Here is a 24,494-nt window from a genome sequence, read left to right as displayed (position 1 = left end):
GCCCTAGCAGAAATTGGGTAACCCCCCCTACGTTCACTATATTCGTTGACGGTTTCGGACGTGAAATTGAAATATTTTAAGCAAAGCCATCACCATCAAACAGCAGTGCTTCAATTTATGGTCAAATCTCGCATCGTTTTTACTCTCCATCCCCAATTCTAGAATGTTAATAATTTGATAAAGCAACCTTTATCTTGAGTTGTTATTATTTTGTGATGTGAAATTTCGGCCTACTTCACATAATTTTCGTGCCAACATTTAATTTATGGTGTGAATTATTTGCAAAAGCGTGATTTATATAAACTTATCAATAACCCATTCATGGGAACGATTCCTAATGTGACATTGATCTATTTTTACATTGATTCGGTGAATGTAAACTCCATCCCCGTCAGCAACGTTAAGGGAATACATAAGCAGTGGTTGCTGAGCAATAAAGAGATTGAGCTGTTCATGATTACCAAAGTAGCGTGCTACTTCCCCCGGTGAATGTGAGCCTAACTCATTAATTTTATTGAATATATCTCAGGATGAGATTCAAGGTGTCAAGCACCAACATAATGATAATGATGACCATAAGGTCGATGGAGTATAAAAAATGAATTTTGCTACCTCTGGTAAACTTTCTCTTGCCGCAATTCTAATTTCAGCCGCACTACAAGCAAACGCAGGTATCAGTGTTGAAGGTGAACAAGGTGTTTTCTCAATCGGCGGTGATGTTGAGTTCGATATCAACCTTCGTGATAAAAATGCCACTGATAAGCAAGAGCTAAATCAAGACGGTCGTCTTTTGGTTCAAATCGCTGGTGAGCGCAGTGTGAGTGGTGACCGTTATATCAAAGCACAAGCACAGCCTTTACTTAAAACAACGGGTGATGTTGAGCTTGATGATGCGTGGATTGCATTTGGTCAGGCAAATAACTGGGAATTGAGAGTAGGTCGTTATGAAGCATTTGATCTATTCCCTGTTGGTCAAGATACTATGCTTGAATACGCAACAGCAGAACCGTATCGAGCGAATGCGGCTCGTGGTCGTGGCGATAACGGCCAAGTCGGTTTTAGTAAGACAGCGGATAATCTTTACTTTGAACTCTCTACCAAATTTGAGAAGAATGCGACTACAGCGGATAAAAATGCTGTGTTCGTACGCCCAGTTGTTGCGTACCAAATCGTTGACTCAGTTCGTGTTGCAGCTGGTTTAGAAGCCAATCTGACTGCAGATGATAAAGATGCTGCGAATGATTTCCTTGGTTATGGCGCGACAGTTAACTATTCTGCTAACGATCTTTCTATCAACGTGAACTATGCGTTCCGTGATTTCGACAAAACTAAACAAGAAGATACGACCATCGGTGCTAACTTACTGTTTAAAGGCTTTGGTCTAGGTCATGTCTATGGTGATGTTGATAAAGGTACTAGCGAGAAGGTAAATACCACTTATGCTTCTTACCAATTTGCTAATGTGATGGATGTGGAAGATTTCTCTGTTTATCTAGGTACTTACTACTCGAAAGTAGACGACACAGAAAACAAAGATCTAGGCATGCGTATCCGTCTAAAATACTTCTTCTAAGTTTTAAAATTTAAGCATTAAATCTCAACTGCTTTTGATGCCTACCGTTCGGTAGGCATTTTTTGTATAAGCAGATGCGATGATTTACAGCTGTTTAAGCATCCACACATCGCAGCCGTTGTGCTCAGTGCCGTCCATTGGTCGATCCAAATGTATAAATCCGAGCTTTTCATATAACTGAATGGCGGATGTCATACTAGATAACGTATCCAAATAGCAAGATTGATAACCTGCATTTTGAGCAAACGATAGGCATGCTTCACTGAGCATTTTTCCCAGCCCGCAACCGCGACTTTCTGGTAATAAGAAGAGTTTTTTTAGCTCACAGATCCGTTGGCTATGATGAAAGGCTGCAATACCTGCTCCACCGACAATGATGCCATCACGTTTGGCTACCAGATAAAGGCTGCTGCTCTCTTGCGTATAATGTTGACTCATGTTTTCCACTTCAGCATCAGATGGGCCAAAACCCTCACCGATGGCTCCAAATTCAGCACCTACAGATTGGATAATTTTACAAATGTCCGAATCATCTTGTGGTTCGATTGGTGTTATCGTGATGTTCATCGTTTCTTCTTAAAAATAGTCATGTTTTTATTATTGTTTGGGGGGAGGGAGGTAATATCAAGAGAGCGGCAAAAATAATGCCGTTTTTTTGTTCAAGAGCAAGCCTCAGTATCATTTCAATTTGGCTTTAGAGGTGGCTTTCGATACTATGTGCAGCTATCTGAAAAATACAAAAACATCCTATACGGACACTACCTACAGGTAGATGAGGAAACGATGCAACATCTAGAAGAGATTATTGCTAATGCGACCGCAGCGATTAATGCTGCCGATTCGCTAGTCGCACTTGATGAAGTGCGTGTTCAGTACTTGGGTAAAAAAGGTGAGTTAACCACTCAGCTACAGAGCCTAGGTAAATTGCCACCCGAAGAACGCCGCGCTGCAGGTCAAGAGATCAACGTTGCGAAAGAAACAGTGCAACACGCCATTGCTACGCGTAAAGATGCTTTGCAGCGAGCAGAGTTAGAAGCCAAACTAGCGGCTGAAACGATTGACGTTACTTTGCCTGGACGCCGCATTGAAAATGGTGGCTTACACCCAGTGACTCGCACAGTTGAACGCATTGAGCAGTTCTTTGGTGAGCTTGGTTTTCATGTTGAATCTGGCCCTGAAATTGAAGACGCCTTCCACAACTTTGATGCGTTGAATATTGCTGCCGATCACCCAGCACGTACTGATCACGATACCTTCTTCTTTAATCCAGATTTAATGTTGCGTACACACACGTCAGGTGTGCAAATTCGCACTATGGAAAATGGTCAACCGCCGTTTCGTTTTATTGCGCCGGGCCGCGTATATCGTAATGACTACGACCAAACACACACCCCAATGTTCCACCAAGTTGAAGGAATGTTGGTTGATGAGCACGTCAATTTTGCTCAGCTTAAAGGTATTTTGAACGATTTCTTATGTAACTTCTTTGAAGAAGAAGTTGAAGTGCGTTTCCGTCCTTCTTATTTCCCATTTACAGAACCTTCTGCGGAAGTGGATGTGAAGGGTAAAAATGGTAAATGGCTTGAAGTTCTAGGCTGTGGCATGGTTCACCCGAACGTTTTGCGCAGTGTTGGTATTGACCCTGAAAAATATTCTGGCTTTGCATTTGGTATGGGTGTTGAGCGTTTAACGATGCTTCGTTATGGCGTCAACGACCTACGCGCGTTCTTTGAGAACGATCTGCGCTTCCTCAAACAATTCAAGTAATTCAAGGGTAAACACAATGAAATTCAGCGAATCATGGCTTCGTGAGTGGGTTAACCCTGCGGTTACGACTGACGAACTTACACATCAAATTACAATGGCAGGCTTGGAAGTCGATGACGTTCTTGCTGTCGCCGGTGAATTTACTGGCGTCAAAGTGGGTCACGTTGTGGAATGTGGTCAACATCCAGATGCCGACAAACTGCGTGTAACGAAAGTTGACGTGGGTGAGGAAGAACTGCTTGATATCGTTTGTGGTGCAGCAAACTGCCGCCAAGGCTTAAAAGTGGCGGTAGCGACTGTTGGTGCTGTACTGCCCGGCGATTTCAAGATTAAAAAAGCAAAATTACGTGGTCAACCTTCTCACGGCATGCTTTGTTCATTCAGTGAGCTAGGGATTGATGTTGAATCCGCTGGCATTATGGAGCTTGCAGAAGATGCTATCGTTGGTACTGATTTCCGCGAATTCCTAAGCTTAGATGATGTGACTATTGATGTCGATTTGACCGCGAACCGCGCAGATTGCTTTAGTATTCGTGGCCTTGCTCGTGAAGTAGGTGTATTGAACCGCATTGATGTCACTGAGCCATCAGTCACCGCTGTTCCTACTTCAATTGAAGATAAAGTCTCTATTGAAGTGAAAGCACCGGCCGCTTGTCCGCGTTATCTTGGTCGCGTGGTTAAAAACATTAATGTTCAAGCCCAAACACCGCTTTGGATGCAAGAGAAGTTACGCCGTTGTGGTCTACGTTCAATTGATCCAGTGGTTGATATCACTAACTATATCTTGCTTGAACAAGGCCAACCGATGCATGCCTTTGATCTTGCCAAGATCGAAGGCGGTATTGTTGTTCGTATGGCCGAGCAGGATGAAAAACTTACGCTACTCGATGGTACAGAAGCTAAGTTGAATGTTGATACGCTGGTTGTTGCCGATCACAATAAAGCATTAGCCATTGCGGGCATTTTTGGTGGTGAAGGTTCAGGCGTTAGCTCAGAAACCCAAGATGTACTGCTTGAGTGTGCTTTCTTTGCACCAGACCATATCCGCGGTCGTGCTCGTAGCTATGGCCTACATACTGATTCATCCATGCGTTTTGAGCGCGGTGTTGACTACGCGTTGCAAGCCAGTGCGATGGAACGAGCGACTCAGCTGCTGGTTGATATTTGTGGCGGTGAAGTTGCACCTGTGGTTAGTGTTGAGTCTGAAACTGAGTTACCTAAACCAAATCAAGTCACACTTCGTCGCACTAAACTGGACAGTTTGCTTGGTCATCACATTGCGGATGCTGATGTGGTTGAAATCCTAAAACGTTTAGGTATGAGTGTTGAGAGCCGTGCAGACAGTTGGGTTGCTACCGCGCCAACGTGGCGTTTTGATATCGCGATTGAGCAAGACTTGATTGAGGAAATTGGCCGTATTTACGGTTACAACAATATCCCTAATCAAGCTCCCGTTGCAGCATTGAGCATGAATGACCACCAAGAAGCAAACTTGCCACTTAAGCGTGTTCGTCATTTGTTAGTTGACCGTGGTTACCATGAAGCGATCACCTACAGCTTCGTTGAGCCAGAGCAGCAGAAACTGATTGTTCCAGATGTTGAACCACTCATTCTGCCTAATCCTATTTCTGCTGATATGTCAGCGATGCGTTTGGGCTTAATCCAAGGTCTATTAAATACCGTGGTTCATAACCAGAAACGCCAGCAGCCACGCGTTCGTTTGTTTGAATATGGTTTGCGTTTTATTCCTGATGCCTCGGCAGAGAACGGTATGCGCCAAGAGCCTATGCTCGCGGGTGTAATATCCGGTACTCGTGGTGAAGAGCACTGGAACATGGACACCGCAACGGTAGATTTCTTCGATCTAAAAGGTGACTTGGAAGCCATTCTTGATTTAACCGCCAACGGCAAAGCTTACAGTTTTACTTCTGTTGCACACCCAGCGCTGCACCCTGGGCAATCGGCCGCCATCGTTGTCGATGGTGAGATTATTGGGGTGATAGGCACTGTTCATCCAGAGCTTGAGCGTAAGTTTGGCTTGAATGGCCGCACCATCGTATTTGAACTTGAATGGTCAGCTGTGAACACCCGTGTAATTCCAGAAGCTGCATCACTGTCTAAGTTCCCAGCGAACCGCCGTGATATAGCACTGGTTGTTGATGGCGCCATTGCTTCAGGTGATATTGTCGATGCATGTCGTAACGCTGGTGGTGAGCTTCTAAAAGAGGCGAAGCTGTTTGACGTTTATGTAGGCAAAGGGGTTGAAGAGGGCAAGAAGAGTTTAGCGATTGCGTTGATGCTTCAATCGACTGAACGTACTTTAGAAGAAGCAGATATTGCAAGCGCTGTTGAATCGATTGTGGCTTCAGTAGCGGCACAGTTTGGTGCAGCCCTGCGCGACTAATTCAGAAAGTAGCCCAAGTATATTTGAGCAGGTTCAAGTTGGGCCTGCTTTTTTATATGCAATTTAGTGACAAGTTAGTGTTAAACAAGTCTATGATTTAACAGGTTATAAATTTTTTTATCAGAAATCGATATCCATTCAAAATAGTATGAAATTCTGAAAATGTTGACTGTTATGATATAACTAACTAAATTGTCAGTGTTTTTTCTCAATCTTCGACGTCTAATTGTATAAATGCAGCCAGTATATGCGCTTATTTTGATGAAACTATTAATATTGTTGCGAATAAAAAAGTTGGCGAAAATCAGAAGCTTGGCATACACTTTTCAGGTAAAGCCGATATCTTATTGATTGGCTAAGCGAAAATGCTTTGGCGCTGCTTAGAAGCAGCAAGGTTTAACATAGCTTTGAGGGAAGTTTTATGGCGCTCACAAAGGCCGAATTGGCTGAAAACCTGTTTGAAAAGCTTGGATACAGTAAACGGGATGCCAAGGAAACGGTTGAAGTGTTTTTCGAAGAGATTCGCAAGGCGCTTGAAAGTGGCGAACAGGTAAAACTATCTGGTTTTGGTAATTTTGATCTACGAGACAAAAACGAGCGTCCGGGTCGAAACCCAAAAACAGGTGAGGATATTCCTATCTCCGCTCGACGTGTCGTAACGTTCCGCCCAGGGCAGAAATTAAAAGCCCGAGTCGAGAACATTAATGTCGAAAAATAGACCGAGCAATAGACCACGCTATGCGTGGTCTTTTTTTTCTGTTTATGGTGAGTTAAGGGTTCTGAACGTATTAGGCTGCTTGAATATGAGTAGTGATATACGGCTGCCAGGCGTTTTGGTAGAGCTCGATAGATTGGCGACGAAACTGGTTAATTTGCGCCTTTTCAATATCATGTAACGCTCGCTTCTCTAATGCGGCGACACGTTCAAACTTCTGGATCTGTTCATAGAAACGATGCTCGGGGCCATTTTTCACATCGGCAATGGCTTTAAGATGTAATTGTACTTCTGCAATGATGTTGGTTTTAGGAAGTTGAACCAGTAAGTTTAAATCACGATAGCCTGATGCGGCAGGCGATTTAAAGCGGTTCTTTACTTTTACGATACTGGCTTCTCGGCTTAATACCTCATAAGCCTCGACTAAGCTTGGTACATCATTTGCCACCAGGGTTGTTCTGGCTAAATCTGTGATCCTATCAGCTCGCCCACCTAATTCATGTTCTATTTTGTTTAATGCTCGGTCACGTGATTTCACGCCAGAAAAGTGAGCCTCTGTTGATGTCAGTAAAGCAGTACTTCTGCACAATGTTTCAAGTTCACGTTGAGCTTGGTGAGCTTTACTGTAGAGAATTTCAAAATCGTTGTAGGGTTGCAAAGGCTGGTTGTTGGTGGACTGGATGCCATATAAACCGCTTAAACTATGCTTGAACAGTTTAGATGAGAGTTGATTTTTCGATTCACCAACTTTGGCATCACTTTCTGAATTGAACGGAACGGCTGCAAAGGCAGGGGCTCTGCTTAGTACTAAAAGCATCAGTGCCGTAGTACGTAAAAATAGGCTCATTCATTCTCCTTAACTTAGTCTAGGTAAAAGGTGAAACCAAAATAGACCTAAACACGTGATAACCAGAGTCGCTTGCTATGAGATCTTGGGCTAAACAAAGTGAACTCAATAGCTCGTGGAACAATTAATCCATAATTTTGCGCTTTATCACAGGTCTTATCTTCAGACGCCTCGCTAGGCTATCTGTTCAATTTGATGTGTTACCAAGTGTATCTGATGAGGATGAACCAAATATGAACATCTTTATCTGTCTTTATGCTGTTTGTTTAACCCGTTGGGGATTCACTTATTAGTCAGTAGCATGTACTTTGTCTGGCTGTAGATTTTAATCGTAGAGTACGAAGATAATGAAAGATCCCGAGTTTTGGCACAAGAAATGGGCCTCCAACCAAATAGGATTTCACTTAGAAGATGTGAACCCATTGTTGATCGAATATTGGCCTCAACTCTCACCTCAACGAAATGAAAGTGTATTTGTACCATTGTGCGGAAAAAGTGAAGATTTGATATGGCTCGCTTCCCAGCATGAACAGGTTCAGGGTGTAGAGCTGAGTGAAATTGCCGTTCGTTCCTTTTTTGCCGAGCATTTTTATACGCCAACGGTCACTCGCTTAAATGGATCGCATGAACTGTATCAGTTTGATGAACTGATGATTTATACCGGAGATGTCTTTAGTGCGCCGCTAAAAGCGGTTGAGCTTATCTACGATCGAGCGGCGTTAGTTGCGCTGCCCCCTGAAATGAGAGAGGAATACGTTACTCGCTTGCTTTCACTGTTAAAAGAGGGCGGAAGGGTGCTGCTTGTGACGCTGGATTACGTTCAAAGTGAAATGATGGGCCCTCCATTCTGTGTCGCCAAAAATGAAGTTGAGTCGTTATTCACTGACTGCAAAGTGACGTGTCTGTTTCGTGACGATGCTGATGAAAATCACCCTAAGATCAGTCAACGAGGATTAAGCCGTTTTGCTGAAGTCGTGTGGTTAATTGAGAAGTAACAGACTATGCTTAGATCGTTTATTTATACATCTTATATAACAATAAATAGGTAGGTTTTAGGCGTTTGATGAGAGCAAGCCATTACGTCTATATCAGCCGCTCTAATACTAAGGAAAAACTATGGGTTTGTTTAGTCGGAAGCCAAACAGCAATCAACAGTCTAAAAAGAGCAGTGATGAACTGGTGGTTGATTCAATAAAACGCACGATGGCTTATATTGAGTTTGATCCACAAGGACATATTCTGACTGCCAGCTCCTCATTCTTACAAGTGTTGGGTTATTCATTATCGGAAGTGGTGGGCCAGCATCATCGAATGTTCTGTGAAAGTGAATTTGTTAATGCGCCTCAATATAGTCAACTTTGGCAAAATTTAGCGCAAGGTAAACCTCATGCGGGTACGTTTTGCCGTTTAACTAAAAGCCATAATAAAGTCTGGATTGAAGCTACGTACATCCCAGTAAAAGATGAGCAAGGAAAAGTGGTTAAGGTGGTGAAGATTGCCAGTGATGTCACTGCTGCAAAAGAGAAATTGGATAGGCAAGTGGCCGTATTTGAAGCTGTCGATAAGTCAATGGCTGTGATTTCTTTCACTCCTGATGGGACGGTTGTGGAGGCGAATCCAAACTTTCTGTCCTGTGTTGGGTACAAATTACAAGAAATCGTTGGTAAACCACATCGCCTATTCTGTGACGATGAGTTTTATAGAAAGAACCCGAATTTTTGGGCGTCGCTTGCTAGCGGCCATTTTAAAACGGGATTATTTAAACGTTTTACAAAACATGGTGATGAAATTTGGTTAGAAGCGACTTATAACCCCATCTTTAACGAAAAGCATAAAGTGATTGGTGTGACTAAGTTTGCAACTGATGTCACGCAACGAGTACTGCAAGCTCGGGCGATTAAAGATGCAGCAGAAGTGGCGTATCACACCTCACAAGAAACGGTACATATTGCTCAACTCGGGACGGGAACGCTAGCCGAAGCCGCCTCCATTGCTAAAGAGATTGATAACGCGATCACTAAGGCGAATACATCGATGACGCAACTGGCCAACCAGTCGCAGCAAATCACCAAAATTGTAACCACCATTACAGGCATAGCAGAACAGACTAATTTGCTGGCGCTCAATGCCGCTATCGAGGCTGCGCGTGCTGGGGAGTATGGCCGGGGTTTTGCTGTGGTTGCTGATGAGGTGCGCTCATTAGCCTCCAATACCACCAAAGCGACCGATGAAATTGGTAATATTGTTAAGCTCAATAGCGAACTGACCAACAGCTCGACATCGATGATGGGGGCAATTCAAGGCCAAGTCACGGCATGTAATAGCAAACTGGAAGAGACGCAAAAGCTGATTGATGAAATGAGAAAAGCCGCGGACAGTGTGGTTGGCACAGTCAGTGAACTGATTAAAGAGTAAAGCTCTGCAGCGAGTATTGTTGGTGAAGAAAATGAAAGCGAGCCTAGTGGCTCGCTTTGCGTTTTTACAGAATCACTTGCACGCTTTTGGCACATTGAATTGCGTTGTGCAAAGCCTGTTTGAGTTCTTTATCTTTCGCCAGAGCAACCCCAAGCCGACGGCGTCCATCAATGTCTGGTTTACCAAACAGACGAAGTTGAGTGTGTGGGATAGACAGTGCTTCATTTATTCCATCAAATCTAAGGTTAGTGGAGGTGCCTTGACCTAAAATAACCGCAGATGCCGATGGCCCATATTGGGTAATACTGTTGATTGGCATACCCGTGAACGCGCGCACGTGTAACGCAAATTCAGACAGCTCTTGCGAAATGAGGGTGACCATTCCCGTATCATGTGGGCGAGGGGACACTTCATTGAAGATAACATTATCGCCTTTTACAAACAGTTCAACACCAAATAAGCCGTAACCACCGAGTGCATTAACCACTTGTTCTGCTACATATTCAGCAGCTTTAATTGCGTTAGCCGACATCACTTGTGGTTGCCATGATTCGCGATAATCCCCTTCCTCTTGCCGATGGCCAATGGGAGCGCAGAAATGGACACCATCCACTGCTCGAATCGTCAAGAGAGTAATTTCGTAATCGAAATCGATAAAGCCTTCGACGATCACTCTCCCTGCTCCACTGCGGCCACCTTCTTGAGCGTATGCCCAAGCGCGGCTAATATCCTCTTGCGTCTTAATCACACTTTGGCCTTTACCTGATGAACTCATCACAGGCTTAACTACGCAAGGCATACCGACATGTTCAATCGCCAGTACAAAATCATTATAGTCATCAGCAAACTGATAAGGAGAGGTAGGTAAGGCAAGAGTTTCTGCGGCTAAACGGCGGATGCCTTCACGGTTCATCGTCAATTGAGTGGCCGTTGCAGTGGGGACCACGTTTAAGCCTTGCGCTTCCAGTTCAACCAGCTTGTGAGTGGCAATTGCTTCAATTTCTGGCACCACGTAGTCTGGTTTTTCGAGTTCGATAATGGCTTGTAGCGCATCGCCATCTAGCATATCCAATACGTGGCTACGATGCGCCACCTGCATTGCTGGAGCGTTGGCGTAGCGATCACAGGCAATCACTTCTAAACCAAGGCGTTGGCATTCAATTGCCACCTCTTTGCCCAATTCTCCGGAACCAAGCAGTAAAACGCGGGTGGCATTTTCACGTGTAGCAGTACCAAACATAGTGAATCCTTACATTCAAGCAATAGGTAATAGCGAAAACAGCCAAAATCATACTAAAATTAAGAATAAAAGCAAACGTTTGCCTTTGTGATGAGAGACGAGTGATTTTCTGTTCGTGCTGTCGATAGAGTGGTTTGTGTAATACGCAGTAAACGAACTCATACCTGTACAAAAATTAAGGCTGAAATAGCAATTAATGTGCAGTAAACAGCATTCGAGAAACTGCGTTAAGAATATGAAGTAATTTCAGTCTAAAGTTTATGTGGGATTGACTAAGAAAAAGACACCTATGGCTATGAAAACTTTCTTACGTTTACGTTTTATTACTCTACACACGAAAACTGCTCTGTTGTTTTCTGTCGGGTTGGTTGGGATCATTCTTAGCAGCTTATTTATTACTCGCCACTTTTTTTTATATAGCTTGAATGAACTTGAATCAATTGAGATTCATCGAGATAGCAATCAAGCTCAGTCGGTCATTCAAGATCTTTTAGTACAGCAAGAAAAGCGTTCTTATGATTGGGCTTATTGGGATGAAACTTATCAGTTGCTGTTGAATGGCGACACTCAATTTGCTGAGCGCAACTTGTATCCTGATTCCCTCGATACTTTAGGTTTAGACGTTTTGGCTTTCATCACCGAATCCTCGCAATTGGTTGAATACTTATGTCGGGATATTGAACCAGGCACAAACTGTTCGTTAGTGGAACAGTTGATACGCTCACAAGGTGTGAGCGACCATTTAATTCAGATGCATCACACACTTGATGAGGATAAAACTAGCCGCTCTGGCCTCATCCGTGTGGAAAATAGTGTGTGGGTGGTGAGCCTAACTCCGGTGCGTAACAGTGAAGGTACGGCTGATGTTGTGGGGTGGATGCTATGGGGACAGCACTTAACCCGCCGTTTCCCTTCTCAGTATCAGAACCTACTAACCGCTAAAAATGACATTGTAGTTACCGATGCTCCTGTGATTTTACCTGTTAGTCATAATCAAGAAGGTATTGAAAGAGATCAAAATAATATCACGCATTACACCTTACTCAGTGATATGACAGGGCAACCTATTGGTTATCTAAAAACCTGTGCTCAGCGGCTTTACTATCAAAAAGGGAACGAAACTTTTTATTATTTGATTTTGACGATCATCATTGCGGCCGGCTTTGTCGCCGTGGCTACTTTTGCTCTGTTTCGCAGCAAGGTAGCCAAACGGTTTGAGAATTTTGAGCGTGGGATCAATCAGCTGATTGAAGAGAGTGCATTCTCTTCACAATCGAATGATAAACAAGATGAGTTTGAACGAATTACCGAACTTGTCCGTTCACTTGCTGCCTCATCCTCCTTGGCGGAAGATAGGCTTAAAGAGACGTTACAGAAATTTGATGCACTCTATCAAAGCCAAAATCTCGGAATGTTGCTGGTGGTTGATCGCTTCATTGTCGATGTGAACCAAGCCTTGTTGGATATGCTTTCTTATTCTAGAGATGAGTTGGTTGGAAAGGTTTTAGATGAGTTTTGTATTATACAAAATGATGTGGTGTGCAGCAGTGAATTACTCTACCAAAATATAGAACAAGGGATGCGTGAATTTGAGGGACATGTTGTTACAAAGAGTCAGCAGCGTTTAGAGTGTCTTATCGAAGCTACATTGATAGAACAACGTGGGCATCGTTCTATCATGCTATCGATTACTGATATCAGCGAGCAAAAGCAGCAAGAGCAGCTTATTTACGACCTTACCCATTGTGACCCAGTGTCAGGTTTACTTAATCGTCCAACGATGATGAGCCAAGTCCAACCTTTGATTGACAATCCGACCGAATGTGGTGGGTTTTCCGTGCTCTACCTACGGGTTAAAAGACTAAAAGAAATTTCAGAAGTGTACGGACACAGTGCTTACGATATGGCCGTTAAACATTTTTCGGCTACGCTTAGAAACCGTTTCAACAGGTCCATAATGGGACGAATTAGTGAATATGAATTTATGGTGTGTGAGTTGGGTAACGGGGCAACCTCTTTTTTGATTCATAGAGGCACTAAGCTTATCGATAGTTACAAGAGGAAGACTGACATTGGCGGCTTGGAACTCGATTTGAGTGTGGAAGGTGCTGTGATTGATTCACAATTGGCTATCGATTCTTTTGAAACTTTGGTTCAAAGTGGTTTTTATGCCATTCAACAAACAGAGAAAGCTGGAGCCAGCCTGGTTGTTTCAGTGACACAAGAATTGTTTGTTCATGCCCAGAAGTCGTTAGCGATCAATCGAGATCTTATCTCAGCTGTGAAAGATGGTCATATTATTGCTTACTATCAGCCGATTGTTCGTGCAGACAGTGCCGAAATCATTGGCTTTGAAGCTCTAGCTCGCTGGGAACACCCTCAACTTGGTATGGTTTCGCCAGCCGTATTTATCCCTTTGGCTGAGCAACGTAAAGTGATCATTGAATTGGGAGAGCAGATACTAGGCCAAGCCTGCCAATTTATTAACGAACTGCAAACGCGGTCGCAATTTTCGTTGGGTGAACGGCTAAGTATTCACGTCAATCTTTCTAGCCCGCATTTCTACAGTAAAAAATTGGTCGGGTACTTATCAGTATTGATTGAAAAATATCAAATTGAACCGGGACAATTAGTGCTCGAATTGACGGAAAGTATGTTGTTGGGGGCTGAAGAAGAGACGATCAAACGCATGGATGCGATAAAAAAACTCGGTATACAGTTGGCGCTTGATGATTTTGGTACGGGGTATTCCTCGTTTAGTACATTGTGTGATTTTCCATTAGATATAGTGAAGTTAGACCAGTCTTATATTTCCACATTGGAATCCAATGACAAAGCCAAAACCTTGGTGCGCAGTATTATCAATATGTCGCAAGAGCTAGGCTTAACTACCGTGGCTGAAGGGGTTGAAACTGCTTCGCAACTGCGCAAACTCAAAGTCTGGAATATTGATGAGATCCAAGGCTTCTATTTTTACAAGCCGATGAGTAAACAAGAGGTGTTTGATAATTTGTTGGGCGGAAAGGATATGCGGTAAAACCTGCACCATCAAAAGGCAAAAATCCCCATGTGTTGGGGATTTTTCACTAGAGCGCCTAAACCACAAGATAGGAGAGAGGAATGTCTGGGTTAATTACTTCCAAGGTGGCTTGAGTATCGGCTAAATGGCTAATACTGCCATCAGACATCTCAACTAATGCGGCTGCGACAATATTATCAAAGCGTTGGCCATCCATCATTAACTGAACAAGAGCAACTTGCAATGGTGGTAAGCTTGGGTTGAATGCGGCATTTTCAGCATACGCACCGACGTAGGTTTTACCATTCTCAATTTGCAGGACAACACCACTGAGATTGTTGGTATAGGGTGCGTAACTGCGGTTTAGGCCATTAAGAGCTAAGCCAATGAGTGGGTCATCTTCGGTAGTTGTTTTGCCGTGGTTAGCGTCTGCCATTAGACCAGAATCAACACCTAAATCGGCAGGACCAAATGATTCAGGTAGGTACTCTTGCAGTGACTTCTCATCACGCTGTGGTAGCTGAATGGCAAGCGAGTCTGCGGTCGTAAGCTCATTCATAAACTGACGGCAGTGCCCACAAGGGCTGAAGTTGATGGTAATGTCAGCAACGCCTTGTTCACCTTTCATCCACGCATGGCTGATGGCACATTGCTCGGCGTGTACGGTTTGGCCCAATTGCGCACCGGAAAATTCCATATTCGCGCCAAAGTACAAACGGCCCGATAAACCTCTGACGATGGCTCCCACGTAAAAGTTTGAAAGCGGTACATAAGCATAGGCGGCCGCAAAAGGCAGCAGTGCAACGCGCAATTCCGCATCGTCTAAGCCAGAAAGAGAAAGCAGTTGGTTGAACTGTTCTGGTGATAGGGTTGCGTCAAAATCATCGCACAGCAGAATGGGCGACAAAAATTCTGCAACGGGTTTTGGCGTATCAGCTAGCGCCTGTTCAATACGGCTTTTCATAATGAGTCCTTATCTATGTATTGACGAATATTCTAGGCGAAGAATGAAATTTTACTGAGATTTAAGTCACGTAATGCAATGTAACGTAATTTTGGTTTTCACATTTAGAGTGAGGTCACACATGAAATCGATTGCAGTCAGCCTTAGAGTGAGACACGTCTACAATCAAAATCCATGAGTAGACGTATCTTTGATTTCTGTTGGCACTCTATAGCGTGGACAACCACATTGAAAAAGCAAAAAAACTTGGAGCAAGTATCGATGTGATTACGCCGCACACGACTAATGCAAGTGAACTAAATGCTGCGTCACGTGGATCTTTTTCAGCGCAGGTTGCTGTGCCCAGCGCATGAGATACGGTGCCCATGGTTAAGCCTTTAGCAATGGGATGCGTAATGTTGAGAAGGTTATAGATAGGGTAGGCGAGAATCGCGCCAAACAGCCCTACAATGACCACTAAAACGGCGGCAATGGCTGGCTCCCCACCGAGGTTACTGGAAACTTCCATCGCAATCGGTGTGGTAACTGATTTACCCAGTAGGCTGGCGATTAAATGTATATCCGTTTGAAGATAAACAGCAATTAAGCTGGCTGTGAGCATTGACATAGCACTGCCAACCCCACAGGCGAGGGCAATGATGCGCCAATTTGAGCGGATCTGAGGCAGTTGTTCATAGAGAGGATAAGCCAGCGCCACCACAGCCGGTTGCAACAGAAAGCTCAGCCATTGGTTATCAGCATAGTAACTGGCATAAGGAATGTTAAAAAATAGCAAGATAGGAATGATGATCACAAGGCTGAGCAGTAACGGATTCATTATGGCCGTTTTGCATTTTTTACTGATCCAACGTGTCAGGAAAAAGACCGCAATCGTGAGCAATAACCACATCACTTATTCCCCTTTTTCAAAAAACGATCCAACCCTAAACCCAGACAAACTAATACGATCAGCGTACCGCCCACCGCGCTGGCAAGAATCGGGATGGCGTTACTCATCAATAAATCAAAATGCTCGATTAATCCGACACTGATAGGGACAAATAAAATGACCATATAACGGATAAAAAGACTGGCACTGGGTTTTACCCATTCGACAGGCACGAGCCCACTTGCCAATAAACTAAACAGAATTAGCATTCCGATAATACTGCCCGGAATGGTGATGCCAAGCCAATGTTGAAGATTGATACCTGCCATCAGGCAAAGGAAAATCAGCCCCATAGAGACCAAATATTTTGCAATGGTATTCACAATAAAAGTCGGTGCCTTGTTGTGCCTAAACTATTTTCGGAAATGGAATCGCAGCGTGTTGGTTTGAAACCTGACAGCGCGAAAACCTCGTACATTAACTCGCGATGTCTTCCACATAACGGTAAACGGATTTTAAAATAGCCATTTTCTTTTCGTCACTGCTGTGGGTGTGAACTAAGTTCTCTAAATTGAGCATGTACTCTTCAAGGTGGCTTTCGAAATAATCACGACAGTGAGTTGCCCAACGTCTTTGCTCTTCGTCACTTAATGTCAATGGGTAATGGCGAGCGCGGTAGCGAAACAGCAAGGGTTCGATGCGCTTATCGCTAAAACTAATGTCTAATGCGGCGAGATTGACTGGGTCAGCTTGGCGAATGATCTCCATCGCCGCTTTGTCGGCTGGAGAGAAGAAACCGTCGTAGAGTTGAGTATCGACATCGTCACTGTGTTTATATTCTCGCTCAATTGTGTAGAGGCCAATCAGCTTTTCTCTGATCTCTGGGTACTGCTTGATGAGCGCTAAGTGTTCAAGGCACAGGTTTCTATCGACCCCGATATGGTCTGCATTTTCGGCCGTTAATGTTTTGGCCGGCGCAAGGATAGGGCATTTATTGAGATGCACTAATTTGATGGGCACTGGCAATTCATCTTCTGCCAACTCTTCGCGTTTGGTATATAGACGTTGATGCAGTTCTTCGCTGCTTAAATCGATCAGGGGTTGAGGGTTTTTGGCAAGGTCCACCACAATAACCGCATTTTGATTGGTGGGATGCCAAGCAATCGGCACGATCCAACTGGTATATTGGCATTCTCGGCCTAACATACCCGATACGTGCATTAAAGGTGTCATGTTGACGATATCAATCAGATCATTGAGTTTGCGTTTATGGCGCATGTTAAAAAAGTAATCAAACAACTTGGGTTGGGCGGCTTTTACTTTTTTGGCTAGCTCAATGGTGGCGATAACATCGGCCATAGCATCGTGGGCATTCGCGTGTTCGATGCCATTGGCAACTGAGAGATGCTCCAGCTTAAAACTGGTAAAGCCTTCGTCATTTTCGGGCCAGTTGATGCCTTCTGGGCGTAGCGCATGGCAGGCGCGCATCACATCAAGTAAATCCCAGCGTGAATTGCCGTTTTGCCAGCCCCAAGCATACGGATCAATGAAATTACGATAGCAAGTGTAACGCGTTACTTCATCATCAAAACGAATACTGTTGTAACCAAGACTGGTGGTGTTGGGTGTGGCGAGTTGTTGATGGATTTTGGCGATAAATTCAGGCTCTGGCAAGCCTTGGGCCACCGCTTTTTGTGGAGTGATACCCGTAATAAGCGCCGCTTCTGGAGAAGGCAAATAGTCCGCTGGTGGTTGGCAATAGATGACCAGTGGTTCGCCAATAATATTAAAATCCATATCGGTGCGAACGCCCGCAAATTGGCTTGGACGATCTTTCGCAGGGTTGACTCCCCACGTCTCATAGTCGAGGAAAAAGAAAGTAGGCGGGTGCTCTTGTCGCATTCGATAGTATCCAGTCGCTGAAATTTAAGGTTTATTAGACCATTGCCTGTGTGACATAGCAATGTGCGAAGCATGCTCTGATGAGGATTTGAAATGAAAAAGCCGGCGCATTGGCACCGGCTTGGAGAAAAACGAGAACGTTCGATACTTTCTAGGCTTGCTGTTCTTGAACTTGTACCTGTTTACCGTTCAGTAAGCGGCTGGTAATGGTACCTGCCGTCATTGAGCCTGAAACGTTCAACGCGGTGCGGGCCATATCAATCAACGGTTCAATGGAGATAAGCAGTGCTGCAATCGTCACTGGTAGGCCCATCGCTGGTAGCACGATTAAGGCTGCAAAAGTGGCACCGCCACCGACGCCGGCAATACCAAATGAGCTGATTGCGATAATAGCCACTAGCGACAAAATAAAGTGCACGTCCATTGGATTAATACCGACGGTAGGAGCAACCATCACAGCGAGCATGGCTGGGTAAATACCAGCGCAGCCGTTTTGACCAATAGTGGCACCGAATGAAGCCGATAGGTTGGCAATTGCTGGTGGTACGTTCAGCTTAGTGATTTGCGCTTCTACATTCAGAGGAATGGTTGCCGCTGAGCTACGTGAGGTAAACGCGAAGGTCAACACTGGCCAAATTTTCTGAAAATACTCTTTAGGGCTAACGCCTACAAAAGAAACCAAGATACCGTGCACCACAAACATCAATGCAATGGCGACATAAGAGGCGACAATAAAACCGAGCAAACTCAGAATATCGCCCGCACTTGATGTAGCGACAACTTTCGCCATCAACGCCGCAATACCGTAAGGGGTTAGTGCCATCACCATTTTCACGAGGCGCATCACAATCGACTGTATCGCTTCGACAAAGGTGCGGATTGGCGTTTCTAGCTCGGCTTTCTCTGACATTACTTTACGCGCCGCAATACCCGTTAGTACGCCAAAAATAACCACAGCGATGATCGAGGTTGAGCGAGCACCGGTTAAGTCGGCAAAAGGATTGGTCGGAATAAAGCTTAATAACATTTGAGGAATAGTTAAATCACTCACAGTAGCGGCGCGGCTTTCTAGTACAGCAATACGCGCCGTTTCACGGCTGCCTTCAACGAGGCCGTCAGCTGTTAAACCAAAAGCTTGGGTGACAAAAATACCGATCAATGCCGAGACTGCGGTCGTCAGCAGTAAGATAGAAATGGTCAGGCCAGAGATTTTACCGAGCGAGCCACCTTTATCGAGCTTCACAACCGCAGCGATCATCGACACCAGCACCAAAGGCATAATCACCATTTTTAGCAAACCAACATAGCCGTTACCGACGACGTTGACCCAGCCTAATGTTTCCTTGATAGCCACATGTCCTTCACCAAGAACTACTTGTAGAGCAAGGCCAAATGCGCTGCCTAGGATTAACCCAAGTAGCACTAAGCGTGAAAGAGTGTGAGACTTTTTCTGCTGTCCGAAGAGAAAAAACAGAATGCCAATAAATACTGCGAGTGCGGCAATGGCTGCAACTGACATGATGCGACACCTTAAAAGTTGTGTACCCATGATTACGTTGATCGCCGATGAGCGATGTAGTCGATAATGCTAGGTAAAAGGGGAATAAAAGCGATGAAACGCAACCATATCTTTTAACGTAGGTTAATCCAAAGACAAAATCAGCATGATTTAGAACAAATGGTTATCAATCTTTCTATTGTGCTGGTAAATGAACCGATCGGTGAGTTATTTAAGCAAGTCATTGATACTTCTTGAGCAAGGCAAGCATGTCGCTAGAGTGCAAAATATCTATGGCGTGTGGTTGTATCTGAAAGAGGCAATAGAGCATAGCGCTTGCAACATCTTGCGCGGAAATGGGGATAAAATTGCGTAAGCGCCCTAGTAGCAGAGGGTGCAATAGAGTCAGAATCACTCGTACCCATTTTTCATCCGTTCGCTTGTTTTTCCGAATGCCAGTTAGAGGCCCAGGCCTGACGAAGGTCACTTGTTCAAAACCCATTCGGCGAATGGTTTCTTCCATTCTCCCTTTGCATTGTAAGTAATGAGATCGAGAGCGAGCTTTGGCACCTAAGCTCGAAACGATGGCGATGCGCTTGACACCCAATGTCTTCATTGTTTGAGCAACTTGACAAACCAACTCATAGTCTACTTTCTCCAGCCCCTGCTTTGAACCCGCTTGCTTACGGGTAGTCCCTAGTGCGATGAGACCAAGCTGGGGAGGGACAAAACTTTCATCCCAGTGCGTGATTTGCAGCTGCGGATGAATGATTTCTTGCAACTTTGGGTGTTGGATTTCGGTGCTTTTTCTGACTAAAGAATAGATTTGAGAGACGGCTTGCTCTTCTAGCATAATGGCTAAAGCATGCTGCCCAACGAGACCGGAAGCGCCAGCAATAATCATAGTTTTGTGTCGCTTATCCATCGTTTTCTCCTTTTTACCTTGCAGTGATTGTATGCAGTGCTGCTTACTTATGGCAGTGTATTCTTTCGCTTTCATCGTATTCAACCATTTATAAGCACCTATTTTAGAAATAATGCTTTAGTGACATTGCATCTTTATCGCTATTAACTAAATTTTTAGTGTAAGTAACTAAAAGAAATGAGCTGCTGTCAAATACAGAGATAAGGCGTAATAACAATGAAAATAAAATCTAAACTGTTGCTCAGCTTGATTTCGGCGACCATTATCCCTGTTGCTATTGTTTCAACGGTAATGGTGACGAATTTACGTTCACAAGCCGTTAGTGATTTTTTTGAACAAAGTCATGGAGAAATGAGTCAGGTTGATAATGCCATTGCCATCTATTTTTCTGGCATTGAACAAAATGTGAAAATGTTAGCCAACTCACCCGCGTTGCAAAAAGTGGACAGTTCCATTACCCGTTATATCGACAAAATAGCTGAACCGATGACCCCAGATAGCAATGGAATGGTGGAGCGTGGAATTTATGAAGCGCTTTACCTTATGGGTGAGGCGCACAAAGGTTATTCGTACGTTTACATGGGAACCAAAGAGGGCGGATATATACAATGGCCGACGGGTAAGGCGTCAGACAATTATGATCCTAGAGCTCGCCCGTGGTACAAAACGGCGATGTCTAGTCCAGGCGAGATAAAACGCACTCAAGCCTATTATTGGGAGCCTGATGACGCCACGATTGTGAGCAATGTTTTGTCCTTTAATGCTGCTGGTACCCCAAATGCTGGGGTGGTTGCGATTGATGTTTCGCTAAAAACACTGACGGATATCGTGAAGAAGATAAAATTAGGCGAAACCGGATACATTATGATGGTTGAGGATAGCGGTAACGTCTTGGTGGATGCTAAGTACCCAGAGAACAATTTTCAATCCCTTGACTCCTTAGCTGCTGCATACAAAACGATAGGTCAAACATCCTCTGGTTTTATCAATATCGAAATTGGCGGTGTGGAATATATGGCTAATGTCATGAATTCCGAAAAGTTAGGTTGGAAGTTCGTTGGCCTGATTACTACCGAAGAAGTTATGGCAGAAAGCAATAGCTTGATCAAATACATTTTAGCGATTGTTTTTGTGTTGACAGTGATTTTCATCATTGGCGCACTTTTTTTAGCGGGGTTGATCGCCAAGCCGCTTAGTTTAGTTTCAAACGGCTTACAAGAGATAGCTGAAGGTGAAGGTGATTTAACCAAGGAATTGATCATTCGTTCGAACGATGAAACGGGTCAATTGGCTGTGTATTTCAACGCATTTTTGAAAGCCATTCGATTACTTGTACAGCAAATAGGCCATGCAGGAGAACAGATGGGGGAATCGGCGCAAAGAGCGGCAACAATATCGGAAGACTTGTCAGCCGTTTCTCAACGACAGAAACAAGCGGTTGAGATGGTATCAACGGCGTTTAATGAAATGGTGTCTACTGCCAATGAAGTAGCAACGCTATGCGGCTCGGCAGCCCAGGCTGCTGATGACAGTCAGCAATTAGTGAGTCAAGGCCAGCAAAATATCCACACCGCCGTCTCTAGTGTCAATCAGTTAGCCGATTATATTTCAACGTCTTCAACCACGATTCAAGAGTTAGAAAATGATAGCCAAGGTATCACTGCAATTTTAGATACCATTCGTGGAATTGCTGAACAGACCAACCTGTTAGCTTTAAACGCTGCGATTGAAGCGGCTCGTGCAGGGGAGCAGGGAAGAGGTTTTGCTGTTGTTGCGGATGAGGTTCGTGCGCTCGCAAAACGTACGCAAGATTCAACCGAAGAAATCAACGGCTTAGTGGTACGTTTGCAAAATAGGACCAAAGAAGTCGCAGAACAGATGACCGTGAGTTTAAATGCGTCACGGAAAACCGTGACAACGACTGAGTCGGTCAACGATAGCTTTACTGGCATCTATCAGTCAGTATTGTCGATTCACGATATGAATACTCAAATCGCAACGGCTGCCGAAGAGCAGCACCTAGTCGCAGAAGAAATTAATCGTAATATTCATCAAGTACAAGAAGATACTCAGAAAGTTGATGATGTATCGAGCCGAGCTCTACTGAACTCACAAAATCTCGCGAGTTCAGCTGATGATCTGAATAATTTAGTGAGTAAGTTTAAGACCCAGTAATTTCTGGGGAGATTTTTTATACCTAACCCATTTGAAGGAGAGAAAGTTAACCACTGACTTGTTGTTTCCATAAACGTGCGTAAAGTCCTGCACGTGCGAGCAACGCTTCGTGAGTGCCTTGCTCGGCCACTTGCCCATCTTCGATGACAATGATGTTATCGGCATGACGAATCGTCGATAACCGATGTGCAATACTGATCACCGTTCGATCATGGCAAATGGTTTCCATATTGCTCATGATGGCCGCCTCTGACTGATAATCGAGCGCTGAAGTCGCTTCATCAAGCAGTAAGATTTTTGGGTTAACTAACAATGCGCGAGCCAGTGCAATGCGTTGACGTTGCCCGCCAGATAAGTTGGCACCTCTTTCTCCTACTTGTTGTTCAAACCCTTGTGGCAGCGCTTCAATAAAGCTTAACGCACCAGCAAGCTTTGCAACGTTTATCAGCTCGGCATCGCTTGCATCGGGTTTACAAAGACGAATATTGTCGGCAACGCTGCCTGCAAATAGCATGCTTTCTTGCAGAACCACACTCATGCTGCGCCTTAACGAGACCGGATCTGCAATGGCGAGATCCATACCATCGACTAAGACTTGCCCATGCAAAGGTACATAAAGACGCTGTAGCAGTTTCGTTAATGTACTTTTTCCAGATCCGGAAGGCCCAGTAATACCAATAAATTGCCCCGGAGCGATGGTCAACGAGAGATTCGCTAAGACTTCCGGTGCATCGATATGATAACGGAAGCGAACATTTTTAAACTCAATGCCTCCTTGAACAGAAGGGATGGAAGCAAGGCCATCTTTACTATTTTCAGCCGGTTCGTTAAGAATGTCGCCAACGCGACGCAAGGCTACTAAGGTGTGCTGGAAATCTTGCCACACTTGCGCAAGTCGCAAAACGGGTTGAGTAACATGCCCTGCTAGCATATTGAAGGCAACCAATTCACCGGGGGTGAGCTGCCCATTGAGCACTAAGTTGACTCCCCACCAAAGTAAAATGGCAGCGGCTATTTTCTGCACTAAGGCAATCAATTGCCCAGCAATTAAACTGGCTTTTTGGGCTGAAAACGCGCATTCAATTTGTCGACTGAGTATTTGCTGCCACCGTTCTAAAAATCGAGCTTCCGTTGTGGTTGTCTTGATTGTTTCTATACCCGTTATAGATTCAGTCAGGAAGGTGGTTGTCTCTGCTTCTGCGTCATACTCTGTCGTTACCTTGTGACGAACCCAAGGTCCAATACCTAACCACAGCAGAAAATAAATCACTAATGAACCGATAATCAGCCCGGTGAGCGCTGGCGCATAATGAAACATCACACCAATAAAGAGAGTGATAAAAATGAGATCCAAGAGCAGCATTAAGGTTGAGCCCGTCAAAAACTGACGTATTTGCCCCATTTCCCGTACGCGGGCGATGATTTGCCCCGTTTGACGCTGCTTGAAATAACTTAATGGAAGATTAATCAAATGCCGATACAATCGCCCTGATAGTTCTGCATTGACTTGACTAGAAAGATGGCCAAAAACCGTATTGCGCAAATAACTGTAAAGAGGTTCAGCAATAGCCAGCGCAAGCATAGCCAACGCTAAAACGTGCAAACTCGACAAACTTCGCCCCACAAGAACCTTATCAATAACGGTTTCAAAAAGTTTGGGACCAAACAGGGCAAACAGTTGCAGCACAATCGAATACAGAAACACATCACGTAGCTGTTTTGACTGACGAAGTACCGAAGGCATAAACCAGCGGAGGCCAAAAGCGACATCGCTTGGCTCTATACTCTGCTCAATCAGCAATAAGACCTCATAACAAGAGCTTGAAGATCCTTGCGCCAACGGAAACTCGAAATAGCGCTGTTTAATGGGATCGTACAAGGTCCAACCATACTCGTTTAGCGCATGAATGACATGCCACTGCTGACGGATTTTGACCAATGCAGGTAGCGGGATTGGCTCGCTTCCTCTGACGGTGATCATTCGGCTTTTCAGACCAATAGATTGAGCGGCTCGCTGAATGTCGAGAGCACTGAGCTCATTTTCGGCAACGCCTAGTGTATGAATCAGTTGTGATGGCGTGACTTTCTTATCAAACGAAAGGCTGGCAAACGAGAGGGCCGCTAATGCGCCATGGCTTTCTTGATCATGAACCGTTGAGACGGTGTTGGTTAAGGTATCCAC

The 24,494-nt window shown here is 44.5% G+C and carries 18 protein-coding genes; 8 read left to right on the top strand and 10 right to left on the bottom strand.

Annotated features, from left to right (window positions below):
• Positions 1-598 precede the first annotated feature (598 nt).
• A complete protein-coding gene (locus AACQ79_RS04035) occupies positions 599-1,573 on the top strand; it encodes a carbohydrate porin (protein ID WP_088728926.1) in 975 nt (324 codons plus the stop codon).
• An 84-nt stretch (positions 1,574-1,657) separates the two neighbouring features.
• Here the strand turns inward: AACQ79_RS04035 and AACQ79_RS04030 are convergent, their stop codons facing one another.
• Positions 1,658-2,140 (bottom strand): GNAT family N-acetyltransferase, encoded by a 483-nt coding sequence (locus AACQ79_RS04030; RefSeq protein WP_094123686.1) that lies wholly within the window; start codon positions 2,138-2,140, stop codon positions 1,658-1,660.
• A gap of 216 nt (positions 2,141-2,356) precedes the next feature.
• Here AACQ79_RS04030 and pheS point away from each other — a divergent pair, with 216 nt between their 5' ends.
• The 3 genes from pheS to ihfA all read left to right on the top strand — a co-directional run bounded on the left by pheS (position 2,357) and on the right by ihfA (position 6,462).
• On the top strand, positions 2,357-3,340 hold the full coding sequence (gene pheS / locus AACQ79_RS04025; protein ID WP_017044058.1) for a phenylalanine--tRNA ligase subunit alpha: 984 nt from the start codon (positions 2,357-2,359) through the stop codon (positions 3,338-3,340).
• Between the two features lie 16 nt (positions 3,341-3,356).
• Complete coding sequence (pheT, locus tag AACQ79_RS04020) at positions 3,357-5,744, top strand: phenylalanine--tRNA ligase subunit beta (protein WP_170898540.1); 2,388 nt, start codon at positions 3,357-3,359, stop codon at positions 5,742-5,744.
• Between the two features lie 421 nt (positions 5,745-6,165).
• Positions 6,166-6,462 (top strand): integration host factor subunit alpha, encoded by a 297-nt coding sequence (gene ihfA / locus AACQ79_RS04015; protein ID WP_010319630.1) that lies wholly within the window; start codon positions 6,166-6,168, stop codon positions 6,460-6,462.
• A 70-nt stretch (positions 6,463-6,532) separates the two neighbouring features.
• Here ihfA and AACQ79_RS04010 read toward each other — a convergent pair whose 3' ends face one another.
• Positions 6,533-7,306, bottom strand: coding sequence for a RelA/SpoT domain-containing protein (locus AACQ79_RS04010; RefSeq protein ID WP_017044056.1), 774 nt, complete (start codon positions 7,304-7,306; stop codon positions 6,533-6,535).
• A 347-nt stretch (positions 7,307-7,653) separates the two neighbouring features.
• Between AACQ79_RS04010 and AACQ79_RS04005 the strand changes: the two genes are divergently transcribed.
• Both AACQ79_RS04005 and AACQ79_RS04000 read left to right on the top strand, forming a co-directional pair.
• Positions 7,654-8,301 carry a thiopurine S-methyltransferase gene (locus tag AACQ79_RS04005; RefSeq protein ID WP_094166425.1) on the top strand — a complete coding sequence of 216 codons (648 nt, stop codon included), beginning with the start codon at positions 7,654-7,656 and terminating at the stop codon, positions 8,299-8,301.
• A gap of 121 nt (positions 8,302-8,422) precedes the next feature.
• Positions 8,423-9,721: a methyl-accepting chemotaxis protein gene (locus AACQ79_RS04000; protein ID WP_170898538.1), complete on the top strand. Its 1,299-nt coding sequence runs from the start codon at positions 8,423-8,425 to the stop codon at positions 9,719-9,721.
• 64 nt (positions 9,722-9,785) lie between these two features.
• On the opposite strand, the gene purT is transcribed toward AACQ79_RS04000, so the two are convergent.
• On the bottom strand, positions 9,786-10,961 hold the full coding sequence (gene purT / locus AACQ79_RS03995) for a formate-dependent phosphoribosylglycinamide formyltransferase (RefSeq protein WP_017047011.1): 1,176 nt from the start codon (positions 10,959-10,961) through the stop codon (positions 9,786-9,788).
• A gap of 289 nt (positions 10,962-11,250) precedes the next feature.
• Here purT and AACQ79_RS03990 point away from each other — a divergent pair, with 289 nt between their 5' ends.
• Positions 11,251-13,998 (top strand): bifunctional diguanylate cyclase/phosphodiesterase, encoded by a 2,748-nt coding sequence (locus AACQ79_RS03990; protein WP_249339178.1) that lies wholly within the window; start codon positions 11,251-11,253, stop codon positions 13,996-13,998.
• Positions 13,999-14,056: 58 nt separating this feature from the next.
• Here AACQ79_RS03990 and cdd read toward each other — a convergent pair whose 3' ends face one another.
• The 6 genes from cdd to AACQ79_RS03960 form a co-directional block, all read right to left on the bottom strand.
• Positions 14,057-14,944, bottom strand: a complete 888-nt coding sequence (gene cdd, locus AACQ79_RS03985; RefSeq protein WP_170898533.1) for a cytidine deaminase — start codon at positions 14,942-14,944, stop codon at positions 14,057-14,059.
• 208 nt (positions 14,945-15,152) lie between these two features.
• The gene (locus AACQ79_RS03980) at positions 15,153-15,833 is read right to left on the bottom strand and encodes a CidB/LrgB family autolysis modulator (RefSeq protein WP_010319624.1); all 681 of its coding nucleotides are present in this window, start codon (positions 15,831-15,833) and stop codon (positions 15,153-15,155) included.
• The gene (locus AACQ79_RS03975; protein ID WP_033197434.1) at positions 15,833-16,165 is read right to left on the bottom strand and encodes a CidA/LrgA family protein; all 333 of its coding nucleotides are present in this window, start codon (positions 16,163-16,165) and stop codon (positions 15,833-15,835) included. The genes AACQ79_RS03980 and AACQ79_RS03975 overlap by 1 nt, the downstream gene beginning before the upstream one ends.
• A gap of 124 nt (positions 16,166-16,289) precedes the next feature.
• Positions 16,290-17,714 carry an exodeoxyribonuclease I gene (sbcB, locus tag AACQ79_RS03970; RefSeq protein ID WP_170898531.1) on the bottom strand — a complete coding sequence of 475 codons (1,425 nt, stop codon included), beginning with the start codon at positions 17,712-17,714 and terminating at the stop codon, positions 16,290-16,292.
• A gap of 151 nt (positions 17,715-17,865) precedes the next feature.
• Positions 17,866-19,233 (bottom strand): L-cystine transporter, encoded by a 1,368-nt coding sequence (locus AACQ79_RS03965; protein WP_026028454.1) that lies wholly within the window; start codon positions 19,231-19,233, stop codon positions 17,866-17,868.
• A 220-nt stretch (positions 19,234-19,453) separates the two neighbouring features.
• Positions 19,454-20,137 carry an NAD(P)H-binding protein gene (locus AACQ79_RS03960; protein ID WP_019282578.1) on the bottom strand — a complete coding sequence of 228 codons (684 nt, stop codon included), beginning with the start codon at positions 20,135-20,137 and terminating at the stop codon, positions 19,454-19,456.
• A 216-nt stretch (positions 20,138-20,353) separates the two neighbouring features.
• Here AACQ79_RS03960 and AACQ79_RS03955 point away from each other — a divergent pair, with 216 nt between their 5' ends.
• The gene (locus AACQ79_RS03955; RefSeq protein WP_170898529.1) at positions 20,354-22,312 is read left to right on the top strand and encodes a methyl-accepting chemotaxis protein; all 1,959 of its coding nucleotides are present in this window, start codon (positions 20,354-20,356) and stop codon (positions 22,310-22,312) included.
• Positions 22,313-22,358: 46 nt separating this feature from the next.
• Here the strand turns inward: AACQ79_RS03955 and AACQ79_RS03950 are convergent, their stop codons facing one another.
• On the bottom strand, positions 22,359-24,494 hold the full coding sequence (locus AACQ79_RS03950; protein WP_170898527.1) for a type I secretion system permease/ATPase: 2,136 nt from the start codon (positions 24,492-24,494) through the stop codon (positions 22,359-22,361).

Source organism: Vibrio sp. 3-2(1), from assembly GCF_963887575.1.
Classification (GTDB): Bacteria; Pseudomonadota; Gammaproteobacteria; order Enterobacterales; family Vibrionaceae; genus Vibrio; species Vibrio anguillarum.
Note: the sequence above shows the minus strand (reverse complement) of the source record. Positions and strands in the feature narration are given on the sequence as shown.

What these genes read in the sequence shown, in the direction of transcription:
- AACQ79_RS04035 (WP_088728926.1), top strand. Translation starts at nt 599, where the DNA reads ATGAATTTTGCTACCTCTGGTAAACTTTCTCTTGCCGCAATTCTAATT.
- AACQ79_RS04030 (WP_094123686.1), bottom strand. Translation starts at nt 2,140, where the DNA reads ATGAACATCACGATAACACCAATCGAACCACAAGATGATTCGGACATT.
- pheS (WP_017044058.1), top strand. Translation starts at nt 2,357, where the DNA reads ATGCAACATCTAGAAGAGATTATTGCTAATGCGACCGCAGCGATTAAT.
- pheT (WP_170898540.1), top strand. Translation starts at nt 3,357, where the DNA reads ATGAAATTCAGCGAATCATGGCTTCGTGAGTGGGTTAACCCTGCGGTT.
- ihfA (WP_010319630.1), top strand. Translation starts at nt 6,166, where the DNA reads ATGGCGCTCACAAAGGCCGAATTGGCTGAAAACCTGTTTGAAAAGCTT.
- AACQ79_RS04010 (WP_017044056.1), bottom strand. Translation starts at nt 7,306, where the DNA reads ATGAGCCTATTTTTACGTACTACGGCACTGATGCTTTTAGTACTAAGC.
- AACQ79_RS04005 (WP_094166425.1), top strand. Translation starts at nt 7,654, where the DNA reads ATGAAAGATCCCGAGTTTTGGCACAAGAAATGGGCCTCCAACCAAATA.
- AACQ79_RS04000 (WP_170898538.1), top strand. Translation starts at nt 8,423, where the DNA reads ATGGGTTTGTTTAGTCGGAAGCCAAACAGCAATCAACAGTCTAAAAAG.
- purT (WP_017047011.1), bottom strand. Translation starts at nt 10,961, where the DNA reads ATGTTTGGTACTGCTACACGTGAAAATGCCACCCGCGTTTTACTGCTT.
- AACQ79_RS03990 (WP_249339178.1), top strand. Translation starts at nt 11,251, where the DNA reads ATGGCTATGAAAACTTTCTTACGTTTACGTTTTATTACTCTACACACG.
- cdd (WP_170898533.1), bottom strand. Translation starts at nt 14,944, where the DNA reads ATGAAAAGCCGTATTGAACAGGCGCTAGCTGATACGCCAAAACCCGTT.
- AACQ79_RS03980 (WP_010319624.1), bottom strand. Translation starts at nt 15,833, where the DNA reads ATGTGGTTATTGCTCACGATTGCGGTCTTTTTCCTGACACGTTGGATC.
- AACQ79_RS03975 (WP_033197434.1), bottom strand. Translation starts at nt 16,165, where the DNA reads ATGGGGCTGATTTTCCTTTGCCTGATGGCAGGTATCAATCTTCAACAT.
- sbcB (WP_170898531.1), bottom strand. Translation starts at nt 17,714, where the DNA reads ATGCGACAAGAGCACCCGCCTACTTTCTTTTTCCTCGACTATGAGACG.
- AACQ79_RS03965 (WP_026028454.1), bottom strand. Translation starts at nt 19,233, where the DNA reads ATGTCAGTTGCAGCCATTGCCGCACTCGCAGTATTTATTGGCATTCTG.
- AACQ79_RS03960 (WP_019282578.1), bottom strand. Translation starts at nt 20,137, where the DNA reads ATGGATAAGCGACACAAAACTATGATTATTGCTGGCGCTTCCGGTCTC.
- AACQ79_RS03955 (WP_170898529.1), top strand. Translation starts at nt 20,354, where the DNA reads ATGAAAATAAAATCTAAACTGTTGCTCAGCTTGATTTCGGCGACCATT.